Source organism: Microcystis sp. M20BS1 (genome assembly GCF_020245305.1).
GTDB lineage: Bacteria > Cyanobacteriota > Cyanobacteriia > Cyanobacteriales > Microcystaceae > Microcystis > Microcystis ichthyoblabe_A.
Window position 1 is genome coordinate 1 of sequence record NZ_JADBUZ010000018.1, and the last position, 5,001, is coordinate 5,001.

General features: G+C 41.5%; 5 protein-coding genes and 1 pseudogene. 2 read left to right on the top strand and 4 right to left on the bottom strand.

Going from position 1 to position 5,001, the window contains the following annotated elements:
• Positions 1 to 370 precede the first annotated feature (370 nt).
• Positions 371 to 1,393 (top strand): annotated as a pseudogene (locus IM507_RS02235) (IS630-like element ISMae23 family transposase); the annotation flags it as partial.
• On the opposite strand, the gene IM507_RS02240 reads toward IM507_RS02235, so the two are convergent.
• Entirely contained in the window at positions 1,380 to 2,324 is a 945-nt protein-coding gene (locus IM507_RS02240; protein ID WP_123230415.1) for a TIGR04168 family protein, read from the bottom strand. The pseudogene IM507_RS02235 and the gene IM507_RS02240 overlap by 14 nt on opposite strands.
• A gap of 548 nt (positions 2,325 to 2,872) precedes the next feature.
• On the opposite strand from IM507_RS02240, the gene IM507_RS02245 reads away from it, so the two are divergent.
• Positions 2,873 to 3,070 carry a hypothetical protein gene (locus tag IM507_RS02245; protein WP_002736283.1) on the top strand — a complete coding sequence of 66 codons (198 nt, stop codon included), beginning with the start codon at positions 2,873 to 2,875 and terminating at the stop codon, positions 3,068 to 3,070.
• Position 3,071: 1 nt separating this feature from the next.
• On the opposite strand, the gene IM507_RS02250 is transcribed toward IM507_RS02245, so the two are convergent.
• From IM507_RS02250 to IM507_RS02260, 3 genes are all read right to left on the bottom strand, one after another.
• Positions 3,072 to 4,238, bottom strand: coding sequence for a cysteine desulfurase family protein (locus IM507_RS02250; protein ID WP_002737766.1), 1,167 nt, complete (start codon positions 4,236 to 4,238; stop codon positions 3,072 to 3,074).
• 116 nt (positions 4,239 to 4,354) lie between these two features.
• Positions 4,355 to 4,669: a Nif11-like leader peptide family natural product precursor gene (locus IM507_RS02255; RefSeq protein ID WP_002738273.1), complete on the bottom strand. Its 315-nt coding sequence runs from the start codon at positions 4,667 to 4,669 to the stop codon at positions 4,355 to 4,357.
• 18 nt (positions 4,670 to 4,687) lie between these two features.
• Positions 4,688 to 5,001, bottom strand: a 314-nt coding sequence (locus IM507_RS02260) for an IS30 family transposase (RefSeq protein ID WP_287636484.1), incomplete at its 5' end; no start/stop codon positions are given.

Genomic DNA, 5,001 nt, shown 5'->3' on the forward strand with positions numbered 1-5,001 from the left:
AATGGCTTTTAAATGTTGATCTAGTTGTTCTTTTTGGTCTGTATTCATGATTCTACCGTTTAATTGTTTCTCTTTATTTTGCCTTAGCTAACGTTTTTAGTCTCTAAGCATTTATACTTATTGCAAAATTGGGATGCTCCCGGGGTTATAAGGGATGGACTCCTTATGTAGAAAGGCATTTGGCGATTTTTGTCAATTGTTTTTTATCTAGAGCGAACTCATCAATTAAGTCTCTTGCCAGAGAAGGATTTAGTCAATTTATGCCCCCCTATCGAACCATAACAAGTAACGAAGAGCCATAAATTTCCCAGTGAAGATAGGCAAGAGGCAAAAGCTTCATCGAAATGTGTAATTAATTTTGCTTGGGTACTTAGCTGATTTTATTGGCTGTTCACTCAAAACGGTCGCCTATTGGTGTGTTCACGGCGATCCTAACAATTTAGAAAGTCTAGAAGATGGGAGAAAAAATGGAAATCATAAAAAAGCCACAGAGGAATATATTAATTTACTATTGAAAATAGTTGATGAAGACCCGAAGGAATTTGGATATGAATTCGGGAGATGGACAGCGGCAAGATTAGCAGAGCATCTAGAAAAGGAAACAGGAATTAAACTGAGTGGCTCGCAAGTGAGAAGAATATTGAGAAGAAAAAAGTATGTGTATATCTGGGCGAAATATAGTCTAGAAGATAAGCAAGACAAGAAATTAAGAAAAGCATTTAAAGAAAAATTAGATGAATATTTAAGGTTGGCTAAAGAAAAGCCAGAGTCAATCCAGGTATGGTTTTGAGACGGGGCTTTCAAGGTGGCGACGCAGGTTCGCCACACAGCTCCTCATGAGTGTGGATTTAGTTTGAGAGTAATAAGAAGGAGAGCTTGGACAAAAAAAGGAAAGCGAAAAAAAGTGAATGGACAAAGAAAAAGAGGAAGGGTGAATGTGATGGGAGCCTTAAGATATAATGACAAAAAACGAGTCTGTTTTATGATCAAAAAAGGAAATTCAGAAACTTTCCATGAACAATTAAAGAAACTTCATGAAGAGATTCGTCAAGAATGGATAAACTTGGGAAATCTGCCCGAAGATTTTCGAGAAAAGTGACCTAAGATTATCATTATATTAGACAATGCTAGTTATCACAAAAAGAAAGATGTTATTGAGCAGGTGGAAAAAGAGTTGCCCAATATTAGGCTAGAGTTTTTACCAGCTTATAGTCCAGATTACCACCTAATAGAATTAGTGTGGCATTCCGCTAAAGAATACATAGCTAATCGAGAATTTGAAAATAAAGAAGAACTGGAAAAAGTAGTCAATCAGCTTTTAAATGAAGGGGGATTGATTATTAAATGGAGTAGAAAACTTAAAAATAAGGGTAATGCTGTCAATGTAACTTAAATGCGTAAAAGCTTAGCCGATCAATTGATGCCCCGGAGTGATAAAGTTTTCTATTACTGATAATCTCGAAATTATCGTTCAACCAGATTAAAGATGCTTCTGTGACTAGACCTTCTTCAAGAGTGACTAGGGAAAAATTGCGAGATTTACCCTTATCGGAGTGGAGAATGCGAGGGACACTGGCAGCATTCAGATAAACAGTTCCCATCTCGGAAGTGACCACGGGATTGCGTAAACGGGAAGTAGTATGACGGAGACGGTGGTGCATATGACCGAAACTGACGAGAGGAACCTGTTTTCCTAATAGCTGTGCTTGTGCGATGGCCGCTGCTAAATCCGGATCCCCGTGGTCCCCTCCCAAGGGTTGCCAATCCCGACCACAGATAGCTTCCGCTTCCTTTCCCAGTCCGGCTGGACCATTGTGACCTAAAAAAATCAGGTTATTATAGGCAGTATCTTGAATATTAGCGATAATTTTGGCAGTAGATTCGGCAAAACTGCTGATATTATAGCGTTCTTGAAAAAATTCCCCATTTTTCCACTCGGAACCCCCCCAAGTAAAGGGACGACCCCCAACAATCGAAAGCTCTAAACTGGGTAGGTCTAGTTTTGAGTAACCCACATGAGCAACCCCTAATAATTCTAACTGGGCGGTGACACGATCTTCCTTGTTGCGATCGTAGGGACATTGTTTTCGTCCCCAAGGGGTGGCGCTATACCACGCGTCATGATTACCGAGAATAACGGCTTTTGGTAAGGACAAACTAGCAATCCGACTGACAACTTCTAGGGATTCATTGCCAAAATCCCCCACAAATAGGGCTAAATCCACTTGTAAAGCTTCTAGAGCTAAATTATCTTCTATTTCCCATTGGTCGTGAATGTCACCGATGACGGCGATTTTATAGGTGCGAGGGAAAGAACTTACCATTACCAGTTATCAACTATCATGTACCAGTAATGATCATAACTAGGATTGGCCGAATAAATAGGGTCTGCTGAAAAAGTTTGTTGGTGGGGGCAGGGTGTGGGGTGTGGGGTGTGGGGTGTAGGGTTTTACCGATTTTGAGGTAGTCAGTTACCTAATTTTCAGGGAAAAAGTACCTGAATTTTACCCCCAATCCCTCCAATGGTCGGCACTTTTTGAGGTCAAAAAAGTCTAAAAGCCTTATCCAACAAGGTTTTTAGATTTATTCAGCAAGCCCTAAATAGACCTCTTGCAAAAATCAAAAATCTTCCTTTAGGTGAGGAGTAAGGAGCCAGTAGTCAGTCGTCAGGAGAATTAAGAATGAGCATTAATCAATTAAATGCTCTATTTGGTGATTTTATGCAACTTTATGCTTATTTTTCTCATTTTTGCCCTCTCAAAAATTAATGATGCAAGAACTCAGGTAAAGATGTAAAGATTTAAAACAAAGTTACCCACAGTCATCGGTTTGTTTGTAAATTTAGATACAGAATTATCAGGGTGATCTGTGTATGTCTTTACTACAATACCGCACTACTGCCGTTGTTACTTGTCCCCAAGCAAACACATGGGTACAACTCAGAATGCTCCCCTCTCCATACAGCTTTGATGAAGCGCTACTACTCTGTGAACAGGATCAGGGCCGTTGGGTGGCATGGATTCCCGATTTTGGCGAAATTATCTTGATCGAAGGGCAATTTGAGTCATAAACTAACTCTTGCTCACAATTAAAGCAGATAAACAGCGATCGATCACTTGTTTTAATACTAGAGCCGTCCAATCAATATCGGCTGCGCTGGTGTCCCTTCCCAGGGTTAAACGAATTCCCGCTAATGCTTCTCGATCGCTGTAGCCCATAGCTTTTAAAATTGGACTAGGGGAAAGTTTGCCACTATGACAGGCGGACCCAGAACTAATGCCGATTCCTGCTAAATTAAGCTGACGAACTAGCTGTTTTCCCGTGATCTGACTGTCATCGTCGGGACGGACAATAAAGCTGACGTGGTGGGGTAAACGATAGAATCGGTCCCCCGTGGGCAGCAGATAAGGATAATCGGCTAAGAGGTCAAATAATCGATCTCGCAGGGCGATTAAACGCATTTTTTCGCTAATTAAGTCTTTTTGGGCTAATTCAGCCGCTAAACCGAAAGCTGCGATCACCGGTACGGCTGGGGTTCCCGATCGCAGACCTTTTTCCTGGCCACCGCCCCGCAGTAATGGTAAAATATCGACACCGGCTCTGATGTATAAAGCTCCCGATCCTTGCATTCCATAAATTTTATGGCTGGAAAGAGATAATAAATCTACGGGCAGTTTCCGCACATCAATCGCGCATCTTGCCGCCACCTGCACCGCATCGGTGTGAAAAAGCACTCCCCTTTCTCTGGCAATGCTGCCCAATTCTTCAATCGGTTGTAGGGTTCCCACCTCACTTTGTCCGTAAATAATGGAAATTAAGACCGTATCGCTTTGAATTGCGGCTTTTAGGTCTAAAGGATTCACCCTACCTTGACGATTGACGGGAAGACGAGTAATTTGCCAACCTTGCTGCTCTAATTGTTTACAGGGTTCAGCGATCGCCGAATGTTCCACACTAGAAATAATTATATGACGGGGGCGGTTATACTGTTGAGCAACCCCGATAATCGCTAAATTATCGGCTTCCGTGCCGCCAGAAGTGAAGATAATCTGGTCTGGATTGGCATTAATTAACCCTGCTACCTGTTCTCTAGCCATTTCGATGACTGTCGCCGTATCCTGTCCCCAAGTGTGTAAACTGGAGGGATTGCCCCAATGATGCCGCAGAATAGTGGCAACCCGCTCGATCACTTGGGGATGAGTGGGGGTAGTGGCACTATAGTCAAGATAAATTTGCATTATTTTACAATCTGAGAAATGAGAGTCAAGACAGGCAGCTATTCTCAGTTTAGCCGTTTAAGAGATTAGAAAACGGGTTTCTTAAAGAAACCCGTTTTCTAAGAAACCCGCTTTCTTTAAGAATTGAGTTTTCGGCAGATTTCACGAGCTAAGAAAGGCAATCGATCACAAACTTCCGGATCGCTTTCGAACGCAGATTTTTTTTTAGTTAAAAGCATCACATTTCTGAGAGATATATCAGGAAGTCTTCTACTTTCTTCGGAGTAGTATTCTGCCAGATCTTCAGAGGTAAAGCTGAAGCCTCTCTCAGAAGCCAGTATAACAGTAAGATCCATTAAACTTTGGACATCTGTTGTTAGTTCTAGACTACCTTGAATTTCTAGATCACTCTTAGCAATTTCATTAAACTGTCTGACGGCTTCGATAGACATAAGTTCTCCTGTGATGTGTTAAGATTGAGACCAAGAACAGCCGATGCAAGTCTGAATTGCATCACTATCTGATCTAGCTTGATAGAATACCTCATTGGGGGTCTGATAGTCAAGACATTTTCGAGGACGATTGTTAATTAAGTTTACGGCTCTTTCCACCTCCTCTGGCTTAACGATTTTAAAATTCGTTTCCTTGGGGAAAAATTGTCTTAACAGTCCATTGGTATGCTCGTTTAATCCCCTCTCCCACGAATGATAAGGAGTAGCAAAATAAAAATCTGCTCCTAGTTTCTGACTCAACTCTTGATGTCCACAAAATTCTTTGCCGTTGT